Here is a 22,287-nt window from a genome sequence, read left to right on the forward strand (position 1 = left end):
GGAGTCTAGCACGCCGCTTCAGCTGGCATCGAAGGCGCCGCGTAACCAGGTGATTCGGGCGGGGTCGAGCGCGTCGAGCAGCACGGCGTCGAAGCGGCAGGGTGCGCCCCGCTGATGGCGCCCGGCGCCGCCCAGCCACCACTGCGCCGCAATCAGTACGCGCCGCCGTTTGGCGGCGGTGATGCTCGAAGCGGCCCCGCCAAAGCGGCCGCTGCTGCGCAAACGGACCTCGACGAACACCACCTCGCCGTGTTCCGCGCAGATGAGGTCCACCTCGCCGCCGCGGCAGCGCACGTTGCGCGCCAGCACACGCAGACCGTTGCGCTCGAGATGGGCGGCGGCAAGCGCTTCCGCAGCGGCGCCGCGCGCTTGCGCGGGGGTTCGGCGTGCGTCGATACTGTCCGTCCGTGTGCGGCCCTGATGGCCGCTGGTCCCTTGCCAGAGATCTTTCGTTCCGCTCATGCCTGCCTCCATCTCCCTGCCCGAACGCCCGCTTTCAAGTACGCCGTCATTGTATGTGGTGGCGACGCCGCTCGGGAATCTTCATGACATCAGCCTGCGTTCGCTTGCGGTCCTGGGGGCGGTCGATGTCGTGGCGGCCGAGGACACGCGCCACACCCAGCGCCTGCTCGATGCGTTTGGTCTGCGCGTGCGTACCATGGCGGTGCATCAGCACAACGAGCAGGCGGCCGCTGGGCAACTGATCGATCGGCTTGCCGCCGGGCAGCATGTGGCGCTGGTGAGCGATGCCGGAACGCCGGCGGTTTCGGATCCAGGGGCGCGGCTGGTGGCACGGGTGCGGGCGGCAGGCCACCCCGTGGTGCCCTTGCCCGGAGCATGCGCTGCGGTTGCCGCGCTCTCGGTGTCGGGTTTTGCGGAGGGGGGCTTCCGTTTCGTGGGCTTCCTGCCCGCTCGTCCGGCGGCGCGCGCGAGCGCCCTGTCGGTATTGCGGGACGAGCGTGCGACGCTGGTGTTCTATGAGGCGCCGCATCGTGTCGTGGAGTCGGTGACGGACATGGTGGCGGCCTTTGGAGGTGCGCGCGAGATCGTCGTCGCGCGGGAGATGACCAAGCTGCACGAACAGATCGTGCGCCTGGCGCTGGCGGATGCGCCGGCCTGGTTCGCGGCCGACCCCAACCGCGTTCGGGGTGAGTTCGTACTTGTGGTGGAGGGGGCGCCAGCCGCGGAAGGGCTGGATGCGGAGGCCATCCGCGTGCTGGATCTGCTGCTGGCCGCCCTGCCGGTGAAGAGTGCGGCGCAGCTTGCTGCGGACATCTGCGGCGCACCGCGCAAGGCCCTGTATGCGCTGGCGCTGGCGCGCCGCGCGGATGCCAGCGAGGGTGATGAGGTGGACGAGGACGGTTGACCATGGCCCGGTGGCCATGGCCCGGAAGTCCGCGCGAAAGCCTATAATTCGGCCACCCAACAAGGAATTGCAATGCAATCGATCACTCTTGTCCGTCCCGACGACTGGCACCTCCATGTGCGGGACGATGCCGCGCTCGAAGCCGTCGTGCCGCACACCGCGGCGCGCTTCGGCCGCGCACTGATCATGCCCAACCTCAAGCCGCCGGTGACGAGCACTGCGCAGGCCCTGGCGTACCGCGAGCGCATCCTCGCGGCGGTGCCGGGGGCGGCGTTCGAGCCCCTGATGAGCCTGTACCTCACCGACAATCTCGATCCGGACGAGATCGACCGGGCGCAGGACAGTGGGCGCATCGTCGCCTGCAAGCTCTACCCGGCGGGTGCGACCACCAACTCCGACGCAGGCGTGACGGCGATCGACAGGATCTATCCGGTGCTCGAGCGCATGGAGAAGCGGGGCATGGTGCTGTGCGTGCATGGTGAGGCGACCGGCGCGGAGGTGGATGTGTTCGACCGCGAGCGCGTGTTCATCGAGCGTACCTTGTCGCCGCTGGTACGACGCTTCCCAGGGCTGAAGGTGGTGTTCGAACACATCACCACCTCGGAGGCCGCACAGTTCGTGCGCGCGGCGGGGGCCAATGTCGGAGCGACCGTGACTGCGCATCATCTTCTGCTCAACCGCAACGCGATCTTTGCGGGTGGCATCCGGCCGCATCATTACTGCCTCCCGGTGCTCAAGCGAGAAACGCATCGCGAGGCGCTGGTGGCGGCGGTGACTTCGGGCAATCCCCGTTTCTTCCTCGGCACCGACTCCGCGCCGCATGCGCAGAGCACGAAGGAGAACGCCTGCGGCTGCGCCGGCTGCTACACCGCGCATGCGGGTATCGAACTGTACGCCGAGGTGTTCGAGGCTGCGGGGGCGCTCGAGCGCCTGGAGGCCTTCGCCAGCCTGAACGGACCGGCCTTCTATGGCCTGCCGCCCAATGCAGGCACGATTACGTTGCGTCGAGAGCCGTGGAGCGTGCCCGCAAGCTATCCCTACCTCGGCGCCGATCCGCTGGTGCCGCTACGTGCTGGCGAGCAGGTGGCGTGGAAGCTCGTCGAGGGAGCGTGAGATGCGTGCCAACCGCAAGATTCTGACCCGTGTACTGGCCGCGCTCGGCCTGGTGGCTGTGCTCGCCGGCTGTGAGAACAGCGCCACCGCATACATGATCGACGGCAGCCAGCACGCGCTGATCCTGGTGCGCGAGCAGAAGTTCTTCTGGGACGACGAGCTTCGCCAGGCGGTGGTGGTTTCCCGCCTGCCTGCTTGTCAGAAGCGTATCCGCATCCATCCGGGCTCGACCGAGCTGGTGGAAATGCGGGTCTATCAGGCGGGCGACATGCTGTGGGCCTTGCAGCAGGGTGCGCGTTGGTATCTGGCGGGCACCGAAGAGTGTCGCCTGCAGGACTGGGACAACCCTGGCAACCAGCCGCCAGGCGCCTTGGTGGGCAGCTTCGCGCTCAAGGAGGGCCAGCCGGTCTTCGTTGCTGCGCCGGCTGCAAACTGAACGCTGCATCTCGATCACACGCCCGGGGCCGCGCCTGCGTATAATCCACGCGGGAAGTTCGCCAGGCAGTCGCTGCGCACCGCGTTGTGCGTGGAGGAAAGTCCGGGCCCCGCAGAGCAGGATGCCGGCTAACGGCCGGGCGCCGTGAGGCGACGGAAAGTGCAACAGAGAGCAGACCGCCGATGGCTCGGACTCGGCCGCCGCAAGGTGGAAAAGTCCATATTGAAGAGTTCGCTCTTCAATGGAGATCAGGCAAGGGTGAAACGGTGTCGCGGCGTGCGCAAGCGCGGCGCGGGCCGGCGCGAAAGTGCCGGCAGGTAAGAGCTCACCGCAGGACTGGCAACAGGACTGGCACGGCAAACCCCATCCGGGGCAAGGCCAAATAGGGGAGCATTGGCGTGGCTCGCGTCGCTCCCGGGTAGGCTGCTAGAGCGCCGTGGCGACACGGCGCCCAGAGGAATGACTGCCCGACATTGCCGGCTCGCCGGCGTGTTCGACAGAACCCGGCTTATCGGCGAACTTCCCAAACCCCTCGCCGCTTCTTGGTCATTCCCGCTTCGGCGACTCCCGCTTCGGCGACTCCCGCTTCGGCGACTCCCGCTTCGGCGACTCCCACTTCGGCGACTCCCACTTCGATAGCCGTATTCCTGGCCGCTCGCGCGGCGCGGGCGGCCCGCTGCTGCGCGCGGTGCACATGAGCAGCCTTTTCGCGTTCCTCCAGCGCCGTTTTCAGGCTTGCTGCCCCACTTTCTCCCACAGGGGTTTCGCGGCGTTCAGGTTGAGGCCGAACTCGAGCACATTTTCCATCCCCTTTGATTTTGCAGGATTTATTGCACGATTTCGGCTGTGCGTTAAGTCATTGTGTCACAAAGAGATTCCCGGGTTGCTGCCTTGACCATGCAAGTCCTTTCCACTAAAGTGGGATCAAGTGGAAAAAAGTGGGAAAAAGTGTCGAGTCGATGCTTTTCCGATGCCGCCAGGGGGTGTGATGTTTCAGGGAGCTGCCGCGCTCAATCTCGATGCGAAGGGTCGTCTTGCGATCCCGGCGCGGCATCGTGACGCCCTCACTGCCGAGAGTGGTCAGCTCGTGCTCACGGCGCATCCTCACGGCTGCTGCCTCGTCTATCCGGTGCCTGCCTGGGAGCCGATCCGAGACCAGGTGCTTGCCGCGCCAGGGCTCGATCCACGCTCGGCGATGCTCAAGCGCCTGCTCGTGGGCTTTGCCCAGGAAGAGTCGCTCGATGCCGCTGGCCGCGTGCTGGTTGCACCCTCGCTGCGCAAGTTCGCGAAGCTCGAGAAGCAGGTCTGGCTGGTCGGTCAGGGAACCCATTTCGAGCTCTGGTCGGACGAGGCTTGGGAGAAGCAGCAGCAGGCGATGCTCGATCTGGTCGCGACCGGGCTGCCGCCGGGTTTCGAGAGCCTGGCGCTGTGACGGCCGCGCAGGTTCACGTCAGCGTCCTGCTCGCCGAGGCAGTCGACGCGCTCGCGATCCGTGCCGACGGAATTTACGTCGATGGCACGTTCGGGCGCGGCGGTCATAGCCGTGCGGTGCTCGAGCGGCTGGGACCGCACGGGCGGTTGATCGCATTCGATCGCGATCCGATGGCGATTGCTGCGGGAAGGGCGATCGAGGATGCCCGACTGACGCTGGTGCACTCCGCCTTCAGCGCGCTGGACGAAGCGCTGAGCGGGTTGCAGGTCGAAAGGGTGGACGGTGTGCTGCTCGATCTGGGGGTGTCCTCACCCCAACTCGATGAGGGCGCCCGGGGTATGAGCTTTCGCTACGACGCGCCGCTGGACATGCGCATGGATACGAGCCGCGGGCAGACCGTGGCGCAATGGCTGGCGGAGGCCTCGGTCGGCCAGATCACGGAGGTCATCAGGGATTATGGAGAGGAACGGTTTGCTCATGCGATTGCAAAGGCGATTGCAGCTGCTCGGGCAGGGGGGGCTGTCGCAACCACTGGACAACTTGCCGCGCTCGTGGAAAAGGCGGTCCGCACGCGCGAGCCGGGGCAGCACCCTGCGACACGCACCTTCCAGGCTCTTCGGATTTTCATCAATCAGGAGCTCGAGGAGCTGAGTCGTGTGCTGCCGGCCTGCGTGGCGCGCCTCGCATCCGGCGGGCGTCTGGCCGTGATCAGCTTTCACTCGCTGGAAGACCGCATCGTGAAGCGTTTCATGCGTGACGAGTCGCGCCCTCCTGTGTTGCCGAGGCGTCTCCCGCTGCGGGCGGCCGACCTGCCTGCGCCGCGGCTGCGGCTGCTCGGCAAGGCGATTCGTCCCACGGAGCAGGAGGTCGAGGCCAATCCGCGTGCACGCAGTGCGGTGCTGCGGGTGGCCGAGCGCACGGAGGCGCCGCGATGATCCGCGTCGATGCCGTCCTGGTCGCACTCGTGGTTTCCAGTGCGCTTGGCGTAGTGGCCGCGCAGCACAAGGCGCGCCAGCTCCACGCTGAGTACGAGCGCGAGCAGGCGCGCGCGCAGGCACTCGAGGTGGAGTGGGGGCAGTTGCAACTCGAGCAGAGCACCTGGGCGACGCACGGCCGCGTCGAAAAGCTGGCGCGGGAGAAACTGGGCATGCGCCTGCCGCCTGCCGGGCAGGTGATGGTCGTGGAGCCGCAGTCATGAAGAAACAGCGTTCGGTCACCTTCAACCACAATCCCTTGCTCAAGCGCGAACTTCCGGCCTGGAGGCCGCGGCTGGTCATGCTCGCGCTGATGGGGTGCTCGCTCGCCCTTGCAGGGCGTGCGCTCTACCTGCAGGGAATCCATCACGACTTCCTGCAGGCAAAGGGTGAATCGCGCTACGCGCGTACGCTCGAGGTGCCTGCTACGCGTGGCCGCATCACTGATCGTCACGGCGACATCCTTGCCGTGAGCACGCCGGTGCGCGCGGTGTGGGCGCTGCCTTCCGATGCGCGGCTTGAGCCCGCGCAGGCGCGCGAGCTTGCGCGCATGCTCGAGATGGACGTGAATGAACTGAACCGGCGGCTGGCTTCCGGGCGAGATTTCGTCTATCTGAAGCGTCAGGTTCCACCCGAGGTGGCCGCGCAGATCGCTGCCCTGGGGCTGCCGGGGATTCATCAGGAGCGGGAGTACCGTCGCTACTACCCCGGCGGCGAGGTGATGGCCCACCTGATCGGCTTCACGGACGTCGAGGACAAGGGTCAGGAGGGCATCGAGCTTGCGTTCGAAAAGCGCCTGGCGGGTCAGGCGGGCGCACGCCGCGTGATCAAGGATCGCCGCGGCCGGATCGTCGAGGACGTCGAGCCGATCCGCTCGCCGCGCGACGGGGAGGACCTTGCGCTGTCGATTGACGGCAAGATTCAATACCTGGTGTGGTCGGCCCTGCGTGACGCGATGCACGAGCACAAGGCCAAGGCGGCCTCTGCGGTGGTGCTCGACACGCGTACGGGCGAGGTGCTGGCGCTGGTCAATGCACCGACCTTCAACCCCAACAACCGCTCCGGGCTGACGGGTGCGCAGCTGCGCAACCGGGCGTTCACCGACTCCTTCGAGCCCGGTTCGGTGATGAAGCCCTTCATCGCCGCGCTCGCGCTGGAGCGCGGCAAGGTGCGTGCCGATACCGCGATTGATACCGGCAACGGGCGCATGACCATCGGTGCCGCCACGATTTCTGACACCAAGCGCCATGGCGTGATGACCGTGTCCGAGATCGTGCAGAAATCTTCGAACGTCGGCACGGTGAAGATGGCCCAGCAGTTCAGCCCTGACGAGATGTGGCACCTGTTCGATCAGCTTGGCTTCGGCGCGGCGCTGAATCTTGGCTTCCCCGGAGAGACGTCCGGACGTGTGCGGCCGGCCAAGAGCTGGCGCCCCATCGAGCAGGCTACCATGTCGTATGGTCATGGCATTTCCACGAGCCTGATCCAGATGGCGCGCGCCTACATGGTGTTCGCCCGCGACGGTGAGCTCGTGCCGCTGTCGCTGACCCGCGTCGATGGCCTGCCGTCTTCGGGCAGGCGCGTGTTCTCGAGCGAGACTGCGCGCCAGATGCGCACCATGCTGCACCTGGCAGCGGGCCCCGGCGGAACTGCGCCCAAGGCACAGGTGCCCGGATACACCGTCGCTGGCAAGACCGGTACTGCGCACAAGCTCGAGGATGGCCGCTACGCGCGCAAGTATGTTTCGTCCTTTGTCGGCTTCGCGCCGGCCAACAATCCGCGCATCGTGGTGGCGGTGATGGTGGACGAGCCCTCGGCAGGCCAGTACTTCGGCGGCGCGGTGGCTGCGCCTGCGTTCTCGCGCATTGCCGAAGGTGCGCTGCGCACGCTGGGCGTTGCGCCCGATGTGCCGCTGACGCCGCTGCAACTGGCCCGGCGCAGCGCCGCGGATGAGCCGGCCGCTGAGGTCTCTCGGGAGCGCATGTGAGCACCGAACGGGCCCTCGCCCTGCTCGAGCGCCTGCGTGCAGCGGGTGTGGCAGCAACCGACATCACCGCCGATTCGCGCAAGGTCGTGCCCGGCTGCATCTTTGCGGCCTGGCCCGGTGTTCGCACCGACGGACGTCGCTATCTTGCCGATGCTGCGGCGCGGGGCGCAGCCGCGCTGCTGTGGGAAGAGGGCGATGGATTCGTCGCCAGCGGCTTTGGCGTTCCCGCCTTCGGGGTGCAGGGGCTGCGCGAGCTGGCGGGATTTCTGGCGAACGAGATCCATGACCAGCCGTCCTCTTCCCTCTGGCTGGCCGGGGTGACCGGCACCAACGGCAAGACCACGGTGAGCCAGATGCTGGCGCGCGCCTGCGGCGAGCTGGGTGAGCGCTGCGGCGTGGTCGGCACGCTGGGCTGCGGTTTCCCCGATGAACTCGAGGAAGGCCTGAATACCACGCCGGATGCGCTGGAGCTGCATCGCTGGTTCGCGCGCTTTCGCGCCGCCGGCGCGTCGTCTGCTGCGATGGAAGTGTCCTCGATCGGGCTGGATCAGGGCCGTGTGAACGGCGCTCGCTTCGATGTCGCAATCTTCACCAACCTCAGTCGTGATCACCTCGACTACCACGGCACCATGGACCGGTATGCGGAGGCGAAGAGCCGGCTCTTCAGTCGCCCCGAGCTCCGTGCGTCGGTGATCAACATCGATGATGCCTTCGGCCTGGTCCTTGCGCGCCGGCTGGTTGACCAAGGGGCTAGCGTCATCGCGTGCACCCGCTATGGCGCGAACCTGACCGCCGTTCCCGGTGCGCGGGTTCTGCTCGCTGACCGCCTGCAGGCTGCGCCCGCAGGCTTGCGTTTCACGCTGGCTTGGGAAGGTCGTGAGGCCGAGGTGAACGTGCGCATGGTCGCTCCGTTCAACGTTTCCAACGTCGTCGCGGTGGCTGGCGCCCTGCTTGCGCGCGGCGTCAGTTTTGACGATCTGGTTCCGGTGCTGTCGCGCCTGGTTCCTCCGCAGGGGCGCATGCAGCTTGTGGGGGGCGTCTGCGAGCCGCTGGTGGTGGTCGATTATGCGCACTCGCCGGATGCGCTGGCCAAGGTACTCGAAGCCTTGCGCGGGACCGTGCATACGCGGCGCGGAAGGCTGGCATGCGTGTTCGGTTGCGGCGGGGACCGCGATCCGGGCAAGCGGCCGCTGATGGGGGAGATCGCCCGCAACCTGGCCGACCGCGTCGTGGTCACCAGCGACAACCCGCGTTCGGAGGATCCGCTGCGGATCATCGATGCCATCGCGGCCGGCGCAGGTGCCGAAGCGGAGCGGATCGTCGATCGTGCGCAGGCGATCGAGCGCGCGATCGTGGAGGCGGGGCCGGACGATGTCGTGCTCCTCGCCGGCAAGGGGCACGAGCCCTATCAAGAGGTCCTCGGGGAGCGCCTGCCGTTCTCCGACATCGAGCAGGCCCGCAAGGCACTGCGCGCCTGGCACGTAAAGGGGGGCGAGCGATGATGAGCCTGCACGACGCGGTACGGGCGCTGGTCGCGCACGGCGCACGCCACGTGGGCTCGGCTCGCTTCGAGCGCGTGGGCACGGACAGCCGCTCCGTTGTTCCGGCGCAGCTCTTCGTCGCCTTGCGCGGAGAGCGTTTCGACGGACACACATTCCTGGCGGCTGCGGCCCGCGCCGGCGCGGCTGCGGCGATGGTGGATGCGGCCTGGGCCGCGGCCAATCCCGATGCCGGTGAAGGCCTGCCCCTGCTGATCGTCGACGACACCCGGCGCGCGCTCGGCACGCTGGCTTCTGCCTGGCGCGCGCGGTTCGCGCTGCCGGTGATCGGCGTCACCGGCAGTAACGGCAAGACCACGGTGAAGGAGATGTGTGCCGCGATCCTGCGCGCGCAGGCGCACGCGGACGGCTACGGCGATGAGTCCGTGCTGGCGACGCGTGGCAACCTGAACAACGACATCGGGCTGCCGCTGACCCTGCTCGAGCTGCGCGACTTCCACCGTGCGGCGGTGGTGGAGATGGGCATGAACCATCCAGGCGAGATCGGCTACCTGAGCGGGCTCGCGCAACCCACCGTGGCCCTGGTCAACAACGCCCAGCGTGCCCACCTGCAGGGGCTGGGCAGTGTCGAGGACGTCGCCCGCGAGAAGGGCGCCATCTACGGCGGCCTTGGCGCCGCGGGCGTGGCGGTGGTCAACGCGGACGACGCGCATGCGGCGTACTGGCGCGGTATCAACGAAGGCCGCGCGATTGTGACATTCGGTATCGAGCACGCGGCCGATGTCCGCGGCCGGTGTACCCTCCGCGGCCTCGGTTCGCGGCTCGAACTCGACAGCCCGCAAGGGTGCGTGGAGTTTGCCCTGCAGGTGCCGGGACTGCACAACGCACACAACGCGCTCGCTGCCGCAGCGACGTGTCTCGCGGCAGGCGCCGGGCTCGATGCGGTGATCGAAGGGCTGAGCGGTTTCGCGGGCACCCGCGGCCGGCTCCAGCGTCGCGGGGGACCCCGGGGCGCGCTGATTCTGGACGACAGCTACAACGCCAACCCGGATTCGGTGCGGGCGGGGATCGACGTGCTCGCGGCGACGCCCGGCAACACCTGGCTGGTGCTGGGTGACATGGGTGAGGTCGGTGAAACCTGCGCCCAGGTGCACGACGAAATCGGTGGCTATGCGAAGAGCAAGGGCATCGACGGCCTGTTCGCGCTGGGCGACATGAGCACGGTGGCGGTACGCAACTTCGGTGAGGGCGGGCGTCATTTCGCCTCGCCCGAATCACTGGTCGGCGCGCTCGCGCCGCGGCTGAATGCAGACTCGGTGGTGCTGGTGAAGGGCTCGCGATTCATGCGGATGGAAAGGGTGGCGGATCTGCTCGCTGCGATGCAGGGCCCAACCCCTTCGGAACACGGCGGATCCTGAAATGTTGTTGGAAATTGCACTCTGGCTTGGCCAGGACATCCGGGGCTTCAACGTCTTCGGCTACATCACGCTGAGGACGGTGCTCGCGGCGCTCACCGCGCTGGCGATCTCGCTGATTGCGGGGCCCGGTGTCATCCGCTGGCTCGCCGCCAAGAAGATCGGCCAGGCGGTGCGCGATGATGGCCCGAAATCCCACCTCACGAAGGCGGGGACGCCGACCATGGGCGGCGCAATGATCCTGATCGCGATCGGCATCACGATGCTGCTGTGGGGCGACCTGAAGAACGATTACGTGTGGGTGACCCTGTTCGTCACCCTCGGCTTCGGTGCGGTGGGCTGGGTAGATGACTGGCGCAAGGTGGTGCATCGTGACCCGAAGGGGCTGGCAAGCCGGTGGAAATACCTGTGGACCTCGGCGATTGCGCTCGCTGCGGCCATCTACCTCGGCCTTACGGCGAGCACGCCGGCCGAAACCGAGCTGATCGTGCCCTTCTTCAAGGCGGTCGCCTATCCGCTGGGCATCTTCGGCTTCGTCGCGCTGACCTATTTCGTGATCAACGGTACCAGCCATGCGGTGAATCTCACCGACGGTCTGGACGGGCTGGCGATCATGCCCACCGTGATGGTGGCGGGTGCGCTGGCGATCTTCGCCTACGTGGCCGGTCATGCCGGGTTCGCCAAATACCTGGGTGTGCCCTACGTAGCCGGTGCCGGTGAGCTGGCGGTGTTCTGCGGTGCGATCTGCGGCGCCGGACTTGGTTTCCTGTGGTTCAACGCCTATCCAGCCGAAGTCTTCATGGGCGACGTCGGTGCGCTCGCGCTCGGTGCCGCGCTCGGCACGATCGCGGTGATCGTCCGCCAGGAGATCGTGCTCTTCATCATGGGCGGCCTGTTCGTCGCCGAAACCCTCTCGGTGATGTTGCAGGTGCTGTACTTCAAGGCCACCGGCGGCAAGCGCATCTTCCGCATGGCCCCCCTGCATCACCACTACGAGCTGGGCGGCTGGAAGGAGACGCAGGTCGTGGTCCGCTTCTGGATCATCACCATCATGCTGGTGCTGTTCGGGTTGTCGACGCTGAAACTGAGATGAGCGCACTCACGGGCAAACATGTTCTCGTCCTCGGGCTCGGTGAATCGGGCCTCGCCATGGCGCGCTGGTGCGCGCTGCGGGGTGCGCGCCTGCGCGTGGCGGACAGCCGTACTGCGCCGCCGGGGCTGGATGCACTGCGGGCGGATGCGCCGCTGGCCGAGATCGTTACCGGGTCGTTCGGTGCCGAGGTGCTGGATGGCATCGAGTGCGTTGCCCTGAGCCCGGGTCTTGACCCCCGTACCGGCGTGGCGGCCGAGGCGCGCCGCCGCGGGTTGCCGCTTACCGGTGAGATGAGCCTCCTCGCCCAGGCGCTCGATGAGCTGGGCGTGCGCAAGCAGACGCGTATCCTCGCCATTACCGGCACCAACGGCAAGACCACCACCACCGCGCTGACCGCGGCGCTCGCCCGCTCCGCCGGCGTCGACGCGGTTGCGGCCGGCAACATCAGCCCGGCTGCGCTCGACGTGCTGATGCAGCGCCTCGAGATCGGTGCCGAGCTGCCGGAGTGCTGGGCGCTCGAGCTTTCGAGCTTCCAGATCGAAACCATGCGGGGCCTGGACGCCGAGGCGGCCACCGTGCTCAACATCACCGATGATCACCTCGACCGCTACCGCGACCTCGACGAATACGCTGCCACCAAGGCTGCGATCTTTCAGGGCGAGGGCGTGCAGGTCATCAACCGCGAGGATCGACGCGTCGCGGCCATGGCCCGGCCGGGGCGGCGCGTACTCTCCTTCGGCGTCTCCGCGCCGAGTGCCGATGCCGAGTACGGTCTTGCCGATGTCGATGGGGCGCCGTGGCTGATGCGCGGCGGCGAACGCCTGCTTGCGCTGGCCGACCTTCCGCTCGCCGGGCGCCACAATGCGGCCAATGCCCTCGCCGCGCTCGCCCTGTGCGAGGGTGGGCTCGGGATCGCGCCGCGCCGCCTCGTGCCCGGCCTGATCGCCTTCCGCGGCCTGCCGCATCGGGTCGAACGGGTGGCGGAGCGTACCGACGGAGTGCGCTTCTACGATGACTCCAAGGGCACCAATGTCGGTGCAACGGTCGCCGCGCTGGCCGGAATGGATTGCCCCGTGGTGCTGATCGCCGGCGGCGACGGCAAGGGGCAGGATTTCACGCCGCTCGCGCCCGTGCTCGCGCAGCGCGGGCGTGCGCTGGTGCTGATCGGACGCGATGCCGCGCGCATCGAGGCGGCCGTCGCCGGGTGTGGCGTTCCCCTCGAGCATGCGCAGGACCTGGAGGCTGCGGTGCTGCGTGCCAACGCGCTTGCGTGCGCGGGCGACGTCGTACTGCTGTCGCCTGCCTGCGCCAGCCTGGACATGTTCCGCAACTACGCGCACCGCGCCGAGGTCTTCGTCGCTGCGGTACGCCGTCTGCCGGGGGTGAGTGCCTCATGAAACTCGCGGGCGGCTTCTCCGGGCTCTTCCACCGCGGCAGTCAGGCGCCCGACCCCGCACGCTCGGCGGCAGGGCGGCTCGCGCGGCAGGCTTCCGCGCCGGCGCGCGAACTCGACCTGCTGCTGATCTGGTCGACGGTCGCGCTGCTGCTGCTGGGCTTGGTCATGGTCTATTCGGCATCGATCGCGATCGCCGAGGGGAGCCGCTTCACCGGTCATCAGTCGCACTATTTTCTCATGCGCCACGCGGTCTTCCTCGCCGTAGGCATCGGCCTGGGACTGGTCAGCTTCCAGTTTTCGATGGCGCGCTGGCAGCAGCTGGCCCCCGCGCTCTTCGTCGCCGGCGTGGTGCTGCTGGTCGTGGTGCTGATCCCGGGGGTCGGGCGCGAGGTCAATGGTGCGCAGCGCTGGCTGTCGCTCGGGCCGGTGAACATGCAGCCCTCGGAGCTGATGAAGATCTTCGCGGCGCTGTACGCAGCCGACTACACCGTGCGCAAGCTCGACGTGATGGGAAGCTTCATCAAGGGCTTCCTGCCCATGCTCGTAGTGATCCTGTTCGTAGGCTTCCTGCTGCTGCGCGAGCCGGATTTCGGCGCCTTCGTCGTCATCACTACCATCGCCTTCGGGGTGCTGTTCCTCGGTGGCCTCAACGTGCGGGTGTTCGGCCTGCTCGCGGTGCTCGCGCTGATCGGCTTCGTGATCCTGATCTGGACCTCGCCGTATCGCCGCGACCGCATCTTCGGTTTCATGGACCCGTGGCAGGACGCCTTCGGCAAGGGCTACCAGCTCTCGCACTCGCTGATCGCCTTCGGGCGCGGGGAGTGGTTCGGGGTCGGCCTCGGCGGCAGCGTGGAGAAGCTGTTTTACCTGCCCGAAGCGCATACCGACTTCCTGCTCGCGGTGATCGCCGAGGAGCTCGGCTTCGTCGGTGTGCTCACCGTGGTGGTCCTGTTCGCCCTGATCGTGCAGCGAGCCTTCCTGATCGGCCGTGAGGCGATCAAGCTCGAGCGCTACTTCTCCGGGCTGGTGGCGCAGGGTATCGGCCTGTGGATCGGCGTGCAGTCCTTCATCAACATGGGCGTCAACATGGGGCTTCTGCCGACCAAGGGCCTGACCCTGCCGCTGATGAGCTTCGGCGGTTCGGGCATCGTGGCCAACTGCGTCGCGCTCGGCATCCTGCTCCGTGTCGACTGGGAGAACCGACAGCTCATGCGCGGAGGCCGTGCATGAAGACGCTGATGGTGATGGCCGGTGGCACGGGTGGCCACATCTTCCCCGGGATCGCGGTGGCAGAGGAACTGCGCGCACGCGGCTGGCGCATCGTCTGGATGGGCAACCCGGATGGCATGGAGGCGCGCATCGTTCCCGCGCGCGGCTATGAAACCGCCTGGGTGCGCTTCGGCGCACTGCGTGGCAAGGGGCTGGTTCGTAAGCTGCTGCTGCCGCTGAACCTGCTGCGCGGGTTCTGGCAGGCGCTGCGCGCGCTGCGCCGTGTGCGCCCCGACGTGGTGCTCGGCATGGGCGGCTACATCACCTTCCCGGGCGGCATGATGGCGGCACTGCTCGGCCGCCCGCTGGTGCTGCACGAATCGAATTCGGTCGCGGGGCTCGCCAACCGGGTGTTGGCGAAGGTCGCCGACCGCGTGCTGAGCGGGTTCCCCGAGGTGCTGGAGAAGGCGGAGTGGCTGGGCAATCCGGTGCGTGCCGACATCGCTGCGGTGGTCCCGCCCGCAGAGCGCATGGCAGGACGCGAGGGGCCGCTGCGCGTGCTCGTGGTCGGTGGCAGCCTGGGGGCCGCGGTGCTCAACGAGACCGTACCGCAGGCGCTGCTGCGGCTTCCCGCAGAGCAGCGTCCGGTGGTCGTGCACCAGGCGGGCGAACGCCAGATCGAGGCCTTGCGCGCCGCCTATGCACGTGCCCAGGTCGAGGGCGACCTGCGGCCCTTCATCGCCGACATGGCGGCGGCTTATGCCGACGCCGATCTGGTGATCTGCCGCGCGGGCGCGCTGACCGTGGCGGAACTCGCCGCGGCGGGTGTGGCCAGCCTGCTGGTGCCTTTCCCGCATGCGGTGGATGACCACCAGACCGGCAACGCGCGCTTCCTCGCCGACCGCGCGGGCGCCTACCTGCTACCGCAGTCCGAACTCACGCCCGAGCGTCTGGCGGGCATCCTCGCCAGCCTCGATCGCGGCCGACTGCTGCAGATGGCCGAGAACGCCCGGGCGCTCGCCAAGCCGCTCGCCGCAGTGGCGGTTGCCAACGCATGTGCCGAACTGGCCGGTGGAGTACAGCAATGAAGCATAAGGTGCGGAACATCCATTTCGTCGGCATCGGCGGCTCCGGCATGAGCGGCATCGCAGAGGTGCTGGCCAACCAGGGCTACCGTGTGAGTGGCTCCGATCTCGGCGACAACGCCGCCACCCGCCGCCTGCAGAGGATGGGGGCGCGGGTCGTGCGCGGCCACGACGCCACCAATGTCGATGCGGCAGACGTGGTCGTCGTCTCCACGGCCGTGAAGGCGGACAACCCCGAAGTGCTCGCGGCGCGCGCCCGCCAGATTCCGGTGGTGCCGCGCGCACAGATGCTCGCCGAGCTGATGCGCTTCAAGCATGGCATCGCCATTGCGGGAACTCACGGCAAGACCACCACCACCTCGCTGGTCGCGAGCATTCTGGCCGAGGGCGGCATCGACCCCACCTTTGTGATCGGCGGACGCCTCAATGCAGCCGGTGCCAACGCCCGCCTGGGCAAGGGCGACTACCTGGTGGCGGAGGCGGACGAATCCGACGCCTCCTTCCTGCTCCTCAATCCGGTGATCTCGGTGGTGACCAATATCGACGCCGATCACATGGACACCTATGGCCACGACTTCGGTCGCGTCAAGCAGGCCTTCGTCGATTTCCTCCAGCGCCTGCCCTTCTATGGCGTGGCGGTGCTGTGTGCGGACGACCCGAACGTGCGCGAGATCATGCCCCGGGTCGCGAAGCAGATCGTCCGCTACGGCTTCTCGCCGGAAGCCAATATCCGCGCCGAGAACGTGCGCGCGGAGGGCGGGCGCATGCTGTTCGATTGCGTGCGCGTCAATGGCACGACCAGCCGGCTGGCGATCGAGCTGAACCTGCCCGGCATGCACAACGTGCTCAACGCGCTCGCCGCAATCGCGGTGGCGACCGAGGTGCAGGTGCCCGACGCAGCGATCGTGAAGGCGCTGGCGGATTTCCGCGGCGTTGGCCGCCGCTTCCAGCGCTACGGCGAGGTTGCGCTGCTGGACCAGGACGGTGACGAGGCCGGCAGCTTCACCCTCATCGACGACTACGGGCATCACCCGGTGGAGATGGCAGCGACCATCGCCGCGGCGCGCGGTGCCTTCCCGGGCCGCCGCCTGGTGCTCGCCTTCCAGCCTCACCGCTACACGCGCACACGCGACTGCTTCGAGGATTTCGTGAAGGTTCTGTCCACCGTCGACGGTCTGCTGCTGGCCGAGGTCTATGCCGCCGGCGAGGCCCCGGTCGTCGCCGCGGACGGCCGCTCGCTGGCGCGTGCGATCCGCGTGGCGGGCGCGGTCGAGCCAGTCTTCGTCGAGGACGTCACCGACATGCCGCGCATGATCCTGTCCGCCGCGCGCGACGGCGATGTCGTCATCACCATGGGCGCGGGCAGCATCGGCGCAGTGCCGGGCAAGCTCGCCAGCATCGAGGAAGCAGCGTGAAGGCCCGGTTCGGAAAGGTTGCGGTGTTGTTCGGCGGCTCCTCCGCCGAGCGCGAGGTTTCGCTGATGTCGGGCAGCGCGGTGCTCGCGGCGCTGCAGGCGGCGGGGGTGGATGCGCACCCCTTCGATCCCGCCGAGCGTGATCTGCACATCCTCAAGGAAGAGGGCTTCGAGCGCGTGTTCATCGCCCTGCATGGCCGTGGCGGCGAGGACGGCACGGTGCAGGGCGCGCTGGAGCTGATGGCGATCCCATACACCGGCAGCGGCGTCATGGCTTCGGCCCTGTCGATGGACAAGTGGCGCACCAAGATGGTGTGGCTGTCCGCCGGCCTGCCCACGCCGCGCTACGCCATCCTGGAGCACGATACCGACTGGAATGCGGTGGTGACCGAGCTCGGCTTGCCGATCTTCGTCAAGCCCGTGCATGAAGGGTCGAGCATGGGCGCGACCAAAGTCACCGAGCCGGGGCAACTGCGCGCGGCGTGGGAACTTGCCGCGCGTTACGACAGCCTGGTGATCGCCGAGGAGTTCATCGTCGGCGACGAGCTCACCGCGCCCTTCCTCGAGGATCATGCCTTGCCGCTCGTGCGCATCGTCGCGCCGGACGGCAACTACGATTACCAGCACAAGTACTTCACCGACGACACGCGCTACGATTGCCCCTGCGGCCTGCCGGCCGAGCAGGAGGCCGCACTGCAGGCGCTGGTGATGAAATCTGCGCGGGTGCTGGGCTGCCGCGGCTGGGGGCGTGCCGACCTCATCCTCACCGCCGATGGCCGGCCCTATCTGCTCGAGATGAACACCTCACCGGGCATGACGGGTCACTCGCTGGTGCCGATGTCGGCCCGCGTCGCCGGGCTGGACTTCACCGCACTGTGCCTGCGGATTCTGGAAGGAGCACGCCTTGGCTGAGATCCAGGCCCGCCCTGCCTCGATCCGTTCCGCCCGTTCGGCGGCAGCGGGCGGTGCGCGCCCGCGCGCCGGGCAGGAGAAGGGCCTGTGGCACCGTCCGGCCTTGCTGAACCTGATCTCCGACCTGCTCACCCTTGCCGCTGCGGTCGCGCTCGGCTGGGCGCTGGTGACCTGGTTCCTTTCGCGTCCACTGTTTCCGCTGCGCGAGCTGGTGGTTGCGACCAAGCCCGCACAGGTCACCGAGGAGCAGCTCGAATACGCCGCCCGCCTCGCCGTGCAGGGAAATTTCTTCACGGTCGATCTCGCCGCGGTGAAGGCGACCTTCGAGAAGCTGCCCTGGGTGCGCAAGGCCGAGGTGCGCCGGCGCTGGCCGGATGCGCTCGAACTGCGCCTGCAGGAGCACGAGGCCGTCGCCTACTGGACCGTGTCCGACAGTGGCGAGGCGCGCCTGGTTAACCGCCAGGGCGAAGTGTTCGTCGCCGCCAGCAACGGAGACATGCCTCAGTTCGACGGCCCGCAGGGGTCCTCGCAGTGGCTGCTGGCGCGCCATCACGAGTTTTCCAGCATGCTCGAGCCGCTGGGCGTGCGCTTGGTCGGGCTGGCGTTGTCCGCACGTGAAGCGTGGCAGCTGCAGCTCGACAATGGCATGACCATCGTGCTCGGCCGCGAGCGTGACAAATCCCCGCTGGCCGAGCGGCTGCAGCGCTTCATCGCCGTGTGGCCGCGGGTGCAACAGGAAATCGACATCGACATCAGGCTGGCGGATCTGCGCTACCCGGGTGGGTTCGCGCTGACGCCGGCCGACGCCTCGGTACTGCAACAGGCCGAGCCCTCCTCCGGCAGGAAAGGCAGGAAATGAGCAAGGAATACAAAGAATTGATCGTCGGTCTGGACATTGGCACGGCCAAGATCACCTGTATGGTGGCCGAGGTGAAGCCGGACGGCAGGCTCAACGTGATCGGTCTCGGCACGCAGCCGACGAACGGCCTCAAGCGCGGCGTAGTGGTGAATATCGAGGCCACGGTCGACGCGATCTCGCGCGTGGTGCAGGAGGTCGAGGTCATGGCCGACTGCAAGATTGCCGAGGTCTATACCGGGATCGCGGGGAGCCACATCAAGAGCTTCAACTCCAGCGGCACGGTCGCGATCAAGGAGAAGGAAGTCTCGACCATGGACGTGGAGCGCGTGATCGAGGTCGCGCGCGCGATGCCGATCCCGGCCGAACAGCAGATCCTGCACATCCTCACGCAGGAGTTCATCATCGACGGCCAGGGCGGCGTGCGCGAGCCGATCGGTATGAGCGGCGTACGGCTCGAGGTGAAGGTGCACATCGTCACCGGCGCGGTGTCCGCGGCGCAGAACGTGATCAAGTGTGTGCGCCGCTGCGGGCTGGAGGTCATGGACCTGAGCCTGCAGCCGCTCGCCTCCAGCCATGCGGTGCTGACCGAGGACGAAAAGGAGCTCGGTGTGTGCATGGTCGACATCGGCGGCGGCACCACCGACATTGCGGTGTTCACGCAGGGCGCGATCCGCCACACCGCAGTGATACCGGTCGCGGGCGACCAGATCACCAACGACATCGCGATGGCGCTGCGCACGCCGACCTCCGAGGCCGAGGAGATCAAGATCCGCCACGGCGTGGCGATGCATCAGATGGCCGACCCCGAGGAGATGATCGAGGTCCCCGGGGTGGGCGATCGCCCGCCGCGCAAGCTCTCGCGCCAGGCCCTGGCCGACGTGATCGAGCCGCGCGTCTCCGAGCTCTTCGAGCTGGTGCAGGCCGAGCTGCGCCGCAGCGGCTACGAGGAGCTGCTGTCCTCGGGCATCGTGCTGACCGGCGGCTCGTCGGTGATGCGCGGCATGGCCGAGCTGGCGGAGGAGGTGTTCCACATGCCGGCGCGGGTTGGCGCGCCGCAGTACGACGGTGGTCTGGCGGACGTGGTGTGCCAGCCGCGCTACGCCACCGCGATGGGCTTGGTGATGGAAGGTGCCGCACAGCGGCGCAGGGGCATCCAGGCGCGGGAGACGCGCAGCATTAAACAGGTTTTCGGGCGCATGAAGGCGTGGTTCGAACGTAATTTCTGAACCGCGCCGGGTGCGCAAGTCATTTTGAATGAATGCTGGATCATCGCAGGTTATTTAGTAGTAGACTTCGCGGAAAATACTAGATGCAGGCAGATCGGCGTTCGGTGTTGAGCAGGACCGTCAATTCAGGAGGCGAGGCAAATGTTTGAAATCGTTGAGAAGGAACCGACCGGGACCGTGATCAAGGTCATCGGCGTCGGCGGCGCTGGGGGGAACGCGGTCGATCACATGATCCGCGAGGGGGTGAAGGGCGTGCACTTCATCTCTGCCAACACCGACGCCCAGGCGCTCAAGCGCTGCCTGGCGCCGGTCAAGGTTCAGCTCGGCAACACCGGTCTCGGTGCCGGCTCCAAGCCCGAAGCGGGCCGTGCGGCCGCGCAGGAGTCGCGCGAGGACATCGCCGCGGTGCTCGAAGGCGCACACATGGTGTTCATTACTGGCGGCATGGGCGGTGGTACCGGCACCGGTGCAGCGCCCGTGGTGGCCGAGATCGCCAAGGAGATGGGCATCCTGACCGTCGCCGTGGTGACCAAGCCGTTCGACTTCGAGAACCGCATCCGTGTCGCCGAAAGCGGCGTCGAGGAGCTGACCCGCCACGTCGATTCGCTGATCGTGGTGCTCAACGACAAGCTGCTCGATGTGTATGGCGACGACGCCGGCTTCGAGGAGTGCTTCCGCTCCGCCGACAACGTGCTGCGCTCGGCGGTGGGAGGCATCGCCGAGATCATCAACGTCCCCGGTCTGGTCAACGTCGACTTCCAGGACGTACGCACCGCGATGGCCGAGATGGGCCGTGCGATGATGGGCTCGGCCGAGGCCGCCGGTCTGGACCGCGCCCGCATCGCAGCCGAACAGGCCGCCGTGTCGCCGCTGCTCGAGGGCACCGAGCTCTCCGGCGCGCGCTGCGTGCTGATCAACATCACCGCCAGCAAGTCGCTGAAGATGTCCGAAGTGCGCGATGCAGTGAAGACGGTGCAGGCTTTCGCCGCGCCCGAGGCCTTCGTCAAGTACGGCACCGTATTCGAGGACGCCATGGAAGACCGCATCCGCATCACCGTCGTGGCTACCGGGCTCGGTGCGCCGCGCGCGGCGCGCCAGCCGGTCATGCAGGTGGTGCAGGGCACGGGCACCTACGGTCCGTCCATGGGCGGCAACGTCGACATGAACAGCCTGGACGTGCCGGCCGTGATCCGCAACCGCCGCAGCTCGACGGTCGAGGCCATGAGCACCAGCGGTGTCGGCACCTACGACATCCCGGCTTTCCTGCGCCGTCAGGCCGACTGAGCTTCGTCCGTGGGCGTGGGAGCAGGAGTGCAGTGCGAGTAGGAGCAGGAGTGGGTCCGGCCGTGAAACCGCCTCGTTCGCAGGCAGGCCCCGCTCCCGCGCAGCGCGCGCCTGCGCCAGGTTGACGCTGCCGCGATGTGTGCAGAGACGTCCCCGAAAACCCGCATCCAGACCGAAGCCTCCGGTCCGGTTGCGGGTTATTCGCTTTATGGTTGCTGCTTTGCAACATCCGCTTTCGCAAGAGCCGTTCCGTATCGGAGCGATAGCCGGGACCTGCCGGGGGTGCGTGATAAAATCCGCGTTCGCAAGAGGAAAAGACCATGATCAGGCAGCGCACCCTCAAATCCATCGTCAAGGCCACGGGGGTCGGTCTGCATGGCGGGCGCAAGGTCAACCTGAGCCTGCGCCCGGCGGCGCCCGACACCGGCATCGTCTTCCACCGCATCGACCTGGATCCCCCGCTGACCCTGCCTGCTGACCCCTATTCGGTATGCGACACGCGCATGTGCTCCGGGCTGGAAAAGGGCGGGCAGAAGGTCGGCACGGTCGAGCACCTGATGTCCGCACTTGCAGGCCTTGGCATCGATAACCTGCACGTCGACGTCGACGCGCCCGAGATTCCCATCCTCGACGGCAGCTCGGCGCCTTTCGTTTTCCTGCTTCAGTCCGCGGGCATCGAAGAGCAGAAAGCGGCGAAGAAATTCCTGCGCGTGAAGAAGCCTGTCGAGTACGTCGAGGGCGACAAGTGGGTGCGGCTGGAGCCGTACGACGGTTTCCGTCTCTCCTTTTCCATCGTCTTCAACCACCCCGCAATCGACTCGACCTCGACCAAGGTCATGATCGACTTCGCCGAACACTCCTATGTCCGCGACGTCGCGCGGGCGCGCACCTTCGGCTTCATGCAGGACGTGGAGTTCATGCGCGCCAACGGGCTCGCGCTGGGCGGCAGCCTGGAGAACGCGATCGTGATGGACGAGTACCGCGTGCTCAATGCCGAAGGCCTGCGCTACGGGGACGAGTTCGTGAAGCACAAGGTGCTGGACGCGATCGGCGACCTGTACCTGTGTGGCCACCCCTTGCTTGCGGCGTACTCCGCGCACAAGGCGGGACATGCGCTGAACAACCAGATCCTGCGCGTGCTGCTGGAAGACAAGGAAGCCTGGGAGATCGTCAGCTTCGAGCGAGAAGCCGTCACGCCGGCCGCCGTCTCGCACCAGTTCGCACCCCTGGGTCACGCCTTCGCATGACGATGCGCATGCGCACCGTCGACTCCTGCATGAAACGAAACGCCCGCCCCGCGGCGCCGGGAGGCGCCCCGGCATGCTGATCATGCGCCTGCTCCTGCTGCTGGCGGTGCTTGCGATCGGCGGCTCGGTGATCCTGTGGCAACTCACCGGCAACCCGCGCTACAAGGCCTGGGCGTGGAAAGCCTTTCGCGCTGCGGTCGTGCTCATCTTCGTGTTTCTGTCCCTGTTCGCGATCGAGCGCATTCTGGCGCCGATGATCTAGTCTTCCGCTGTCGTGACTGCCGAGTGTTGGCAACAAATAGAACTGTCCGGTGTTGTAGCAAATGAATTGTCCGCTCGG

The 22,287-nt window shown here is 67.4% G+C and carries 21 protein-coding genes and 1 other RNA gene; 21 read left to right on the top strand and 1 reads right to left on the bottom strand.

Annotation, left to right across the window (positions count from 1 at the left end):
• Positions 1 to 18: 18 nt before the first annotated feature.
• A complete protein-coding gene (locus ACUH78_RS09495) occupies positions 19 to 462 on the bottom strand; it encodes a YraN family protein (protein ID WP_445333325.1) in 444 nt (147 codons plus the stop codon).
• Between ACUH78_RS09495 and rsmI the strand changes: the two genes are divergently transcribed.
• From rsmI to ACUH78_RS09600, 21 genes are all read left to right on the top strand, one after another.
• Positions 461 to 1,366, top strand: a complete 906-nt coding sequence (gene rsmI, locus ACUH78_RS09500) for a 16S rRNA (cytidine(1402)-2'-O)-methyltransferase (RefSeq protein ID WP_445333326.1) — start codon at positions 461 to 463, stop codon at positions 1,364 to 1,366. The two genes, ACUH78_RS09495 and rsmI, sit on opposite strands and share 2 nt — an antisense overlap.
• A gap of 72 nt (positions 1,367 to 1,438) precedes the next feature.
• Positions 1,439 to 2,479 carry a dihydroorotase gene (gene pyrC, locus ACUH78_RS09505; protein WP_435750281.1) on the top strand — a complete coding sequence of 347 codons (1,041 nt, stop codon included), beginning with the start codon at positions 1,439 to 1,441 and terminating at the stop codon, positions 2,477 to 2,479.
• A gap of 1 nt (position 2,480) precedes the next feature.
• A complete protein-coding gene (locus tag ACUH78_RS09510; RefSeq protein WP_435750282.1) occupies positions 2,481 to 2,915 on the top strand; it encodes a hypothetical protein in 435 nt (144 codons plus the stop codon).
• A 53-nt stretch (positions 2,916 to 2,968) separates the two neighbouring features.
• Positions 2,969 to 3,442, top strand: an RNA gene (gene rnpB, locus ACUH78_RS09515) — RNase P RNA component class A.
• A 461-nt stretch (positions 3,443 to 3,903) separates the two neighbouring features.
• Complete coding sequence (mraZ, locus tag ACUH78_RS09520) at positions 3,904 to 4,347, top strand: division/cell wall cluster transcriptional repressor MraZ (RefSeq protein ID WP_418364225.1); 444 nt, start codon at positions 3,904 to 3,906, stop codon at positions 4,345 to 4,347.
• Entirely contained in the window at positions 4,344 to 5,282 is a 939-nt protein-coding gene (gene rsmH / locus ACUH78_RS09525; RefSeq protein WP_445333327.1) for a 16S rRNA (cytosine(1402)-N(4))-methyltransferase RsmH, read from the top strand. The genes mraZ and rsmH overlap by 4 nt, the downstream gene beginning before the upstream one ends.
• The gene (ftsL, locus tag ACUH78_RS09530; protein WP_418364223.1) at positions 5,279 to 5,545 is read left to right on the top strand and encodes a cell division protein FtsL; all 267 of its coding nucleotides are present in this window, start codon (positions 5,279 to 5,281) and stop codon (positions 5,543 to 5,545) included. Before rsmH ends, ftsL begins: the two co-directional genes overlap by 4 nt.
• Entirely contained in the window at positions 5,542 to 7,308 is a 1,767-nt protein-coding gene (locus ACUH78_RS09535; RefSeq protein WP_445333328.1) for a peptidoglycan D,D-transpeptidase FtsI family protein, read from the top strand. Before ftsL ends, ACUH78_RS09535 begins: the two co-directional genes overlap by 4 nt.
• Complete coding sequence (locus ACUH78_RS09540) at positions 7,305 to 8,810, top strand: UDP-N-acetylmuramoyl-L-alanyl-D-glutamate--2,6-diaminopimelate ligase (RefSeq protein ID WP_445333329.1); 1,506 nt, start codon at positions 7,305 to 7,307, stop codon at positions 8,808 to 8,810. The genes ACUH78_RS09535 and ACUH78_RS09540 overlap by 4 nt, the downstream gene beginning before the upstream one ends.
• A complete protein-coding gene (locus ACUH78_RS09545; protein WP_445333330.1) occupies positions 8,807 to 10,225 on the top strand; it encodes a UDP-N-acetylmuramoyl-tripeptide--D-alanyl-D-alanine ligase in 1,419 nt (472 codons plus the stop codon). Before ACUH78_RS09540 ends, ACUH78_RS09545 begins: the two co-directional genes overlap by 4 nt.
• A 1-nt stretch (position 10,226) precedes the next feature.
• Complete coding sequence (gene mraY, locus ACUH78_RS09550; RefSeq protein ID WP_445333331.1) at positions 10,227 to 11,315, top strand: phospho-N-acetylmuramoyl-pentapeptide-transferase; 1,089 nt, start codon at positions 10,227 to 10,229, stop codon at positions 11,313 to 11,315.
• Positions 11,312 to 12,712 (top strand): UDP-N-acetylmuramoyl-L-alanine--D-glutamate ligase, encoded by a 1,401-nt coding sequence (gene murD / locus ACUH78_RS09555; protein WP_445333332.1) that lies wholly within the window; start codon positions 11,312 to 11,314, stop codon positions 12,710 to 12,712. Before mraY ends, murD begins: the two co-directional genes overlap by 4 nt.
• On the top strand, positions 12,709 to 13,941 hold the full coding sequence (ftsW, locus tag ACUH78_RS09560; RefSeq protein WP_418364217.1) for a putative lipid II flippase FtsW: 1,233 nt from the start codon (positions 12,709 to 12,711) through the stop codon (positions 13,939 to 13,941). Before murD ends, ftsW begins: the two co-directional genes overlap by 4 nt.
• Positions 13,938 to 15,008, top strand: coding sequence for an undecaprenyldiphospho-muramoylpentapeptide beta-N-acetylglucosaminyltransferase (gene murG, locus ACUH78_RS09565; RefSeq protein WP_418364216.1), 1,071 nt, complete (start codon positions 13,938 to 13,940; stop codon positions 15,006 to 15,008). Before ftsW ends, murG begins: the two co-directional genes overlap by 4 nt.
• Positions 15,005 to 16,420: a UDP-N-acetylmuramate--L-alanine ligase gene (gene murC, locus ACUH78_RS09570; protein ID WP_445333333.1), complete on the top strand. Its 1,416-nt coding sequence runs from the start codon at positions 15,005 to 15,007 to the stop codon at positions 16,418 to 16,420. Before murG ends, murC begins: the two co-directional genes overlap by 4 nt.
• Positions 16,417 to 17,331: a D-alanine--D-alanine ligase gene (locus tag ACUH78_RS09575; RefSeq protein WP_445333334.1), complete on the top strand. Its 915-nt coding sequence runs from the start codon at positions 16,417 to 16,419 to the stop codon at positions 17,329 to 17,331. The genes murC and ACUH78_RS09575 overlap by 4 nt, the downstream gene beginning before the upstream one ends.
• The gene (locus tag ACUH78_RS09580; protein WP_418364213.1) at positions 17,324 to 18,190 is read left to right on the top strand and encodes a cell division protein FtsQ/DivIB; all 867 of its coding nucleotides are present in this window, start codon (positions 17,324 to 17,326) and stop codon (positions 18,188 to 18,190) included. Before ACUH78_RS09575 ends, ACUH78_RS09580 begins: the two co-directional genes overlap by 8 nt.
• A complete protein-coding gene (ftsA, locus tag ACUH78_RS09585; protein WP_418364212.1) occupies positions 18,187 to 19,416 on the top strand; it encodes a cell division protein FtsA in 1,230 nt (409 codons plus the stop codon). Before ACUH78_RS09580 ends, ftsA begins: the two co-directional genes overlap by 4 nt.
• 141 nt (positions 19,417 to 19,557) lie before the next feature.
• Entirely contained in the window at positions 19,558 to 20,700 is a 1,143-nt protein-coding gene (ftsZ, locus tag ACUH78_RS09590; protein ID WP_418364211.1) for a cell division protein FtsZ, read from the top strand.
• A gap of 320 nt (positions 20,701 to 21,020) precedes the next feature.
• Positions 21,021 to 21,947 (top strand): UDP-3-O-acyl-N-acetylglucosamine deacetylase, encoded by a 927-nt coding sequence (gene lpxC, locus ACUH78_RS09595; protein WP_418364210.1) that lies wholly within the window; start codon positions 21,021 to 21,023, stop codon positions 21,945 to 21,947.
• Positions 21,948 to 22,020: 73 nt separating this feature from the next.
• Positions 22,021 to 22,209, top strand: coding sequence for a hypothetical protein (locus tag ACUH78_RS09600; RefSeq protein WP_418364209.1), 189 nt, complete (start codon positions 22,021 to 22,023; stop codon positions 22,207 to 22,209).
• Positions 22,210 to 22,287 lie beyond the last annotated feature (78 nt).

It is taken from the genome of Thauera sp. ZXT1-4, assembly GCF_052598215.2.

Excerpts from the sequence above, each read along its gene's own strand:
- rsmI (WP_445333326.1), top strand. The coding sequence starts at position 461 with ATGCCTGCCTCCATCTCCCTGCCCGAACGCCCGCTTTCAAGTACGCCG.
- ACUH78_RS09495 (WP_445333325.1), bottom strand. The coding sequence starts at position 462 with ATGAGCGGAACGAAAGATCTCTGGCAAGGGACCAGCGGCCATCAGGGC.
- pyrC (WP_435750281.1), top strand. The coding sequence starts at position 1,439 with ATGCAATCGATCACTCTTGTCCGTCCCGACGACTGGCACCTCCATGTG.
- ACUH78_RS09510 (WP_435750282.1), top strand. The coding sequence starts at position 2,481 with ATGCGTGCCAACCGCAAGATTCTGACCCGTGTACTGGCCGCGCTCGGC.
- mraZ (WP_418364225.1), top strand. The coding sequence starts at position 3,904 with ATGTTTCAGGGAGCTGCCGCGCTCAATCTCGATGCGAAGGGTCGTCTT.
- ftsL (WP_418364223.1), top strand. The coding sequence starts at position 5,279 with ATGATCCGCGTCGATGCCGTCCTGGTCGCACTCGTGGTTTCCAGTGCG.
- ACUH78_RS09535 (WP_445333328.1), top strand. The coding sequence starts at position 5,542 with ATGAAGAAACAGCGTTCGGTCACCTTCAACCACAATCCCTTGCTCAAG.
- ACUH78_RS09545 (WP_445333330.1), top strand. The coding sequence starts at position 8,807 with ATGATGAGCCTGCACGACGCGGTACGGGCGCTGGTCGCGCACGGCGCA.
- mraY (WP_445333331.1), top strand. The coding sequence starts at position 10,227 with ATGTTGTTGGAAATTGCACTCTGGCTTGGCCAGGACATCCGGGGCTTC.
- murD (WP_445333332.1), top strand. The coding sequence starts at position 11,312 with ATGAGCGCACTCACGGGCAAACATGTTCTCGTCCTCGGGCTCGGTGAA.
- ftsW (WP_418364217.1), top strand. The coding sequence starts at position 12,709 with ATGAAACTCGCGGGCGGCTTCTCCGGGCTCTTCCACCGCGGCAGTCAG.
- murG (WP_418364216.1), top strand. The coding sequence starts at position 13,938 with ATGAAGACGCTGATGGTGATGGCCGGTGGCACGGGTGGCCACATCTTC.
- murC (WP_445333333.1), top strand. The coding sequence starts at position 15,005 with ATGAAGCATAAGGTGCGGAACATCCATTTCGTCGGCATCGGCGGCTCC.
- ftsA (WP_418364212.1), top strand. The coding sequence starts at position 18,187 with ATGAGCAAGGAATACAAAGAATTGATCGTCGGTCTGGACATTGGCACG.
- ftsZ (WP_418364211.1), top strand. The coding sequence starts at position 19,558 with ATGTTTGAAATCGTTGAGAAGGAACCGACCGGGACCGTGATCAAGGTC.
- lpxC (WP_418364210.1), top strand. The coding sequence starts at position 21,021 with ATGATCAGGCAGCGCACCCTCAAATCCATCGTCAAGGCCACGGGGGTC.
- ACUH78_RS09600 (WP_418364209.1), top strand. The coding sequence starts at position 22,021 with ATGCTGATCATGCGCCTGCTCCTGCTGCTGGCGGTGCTTGCGATCGGC.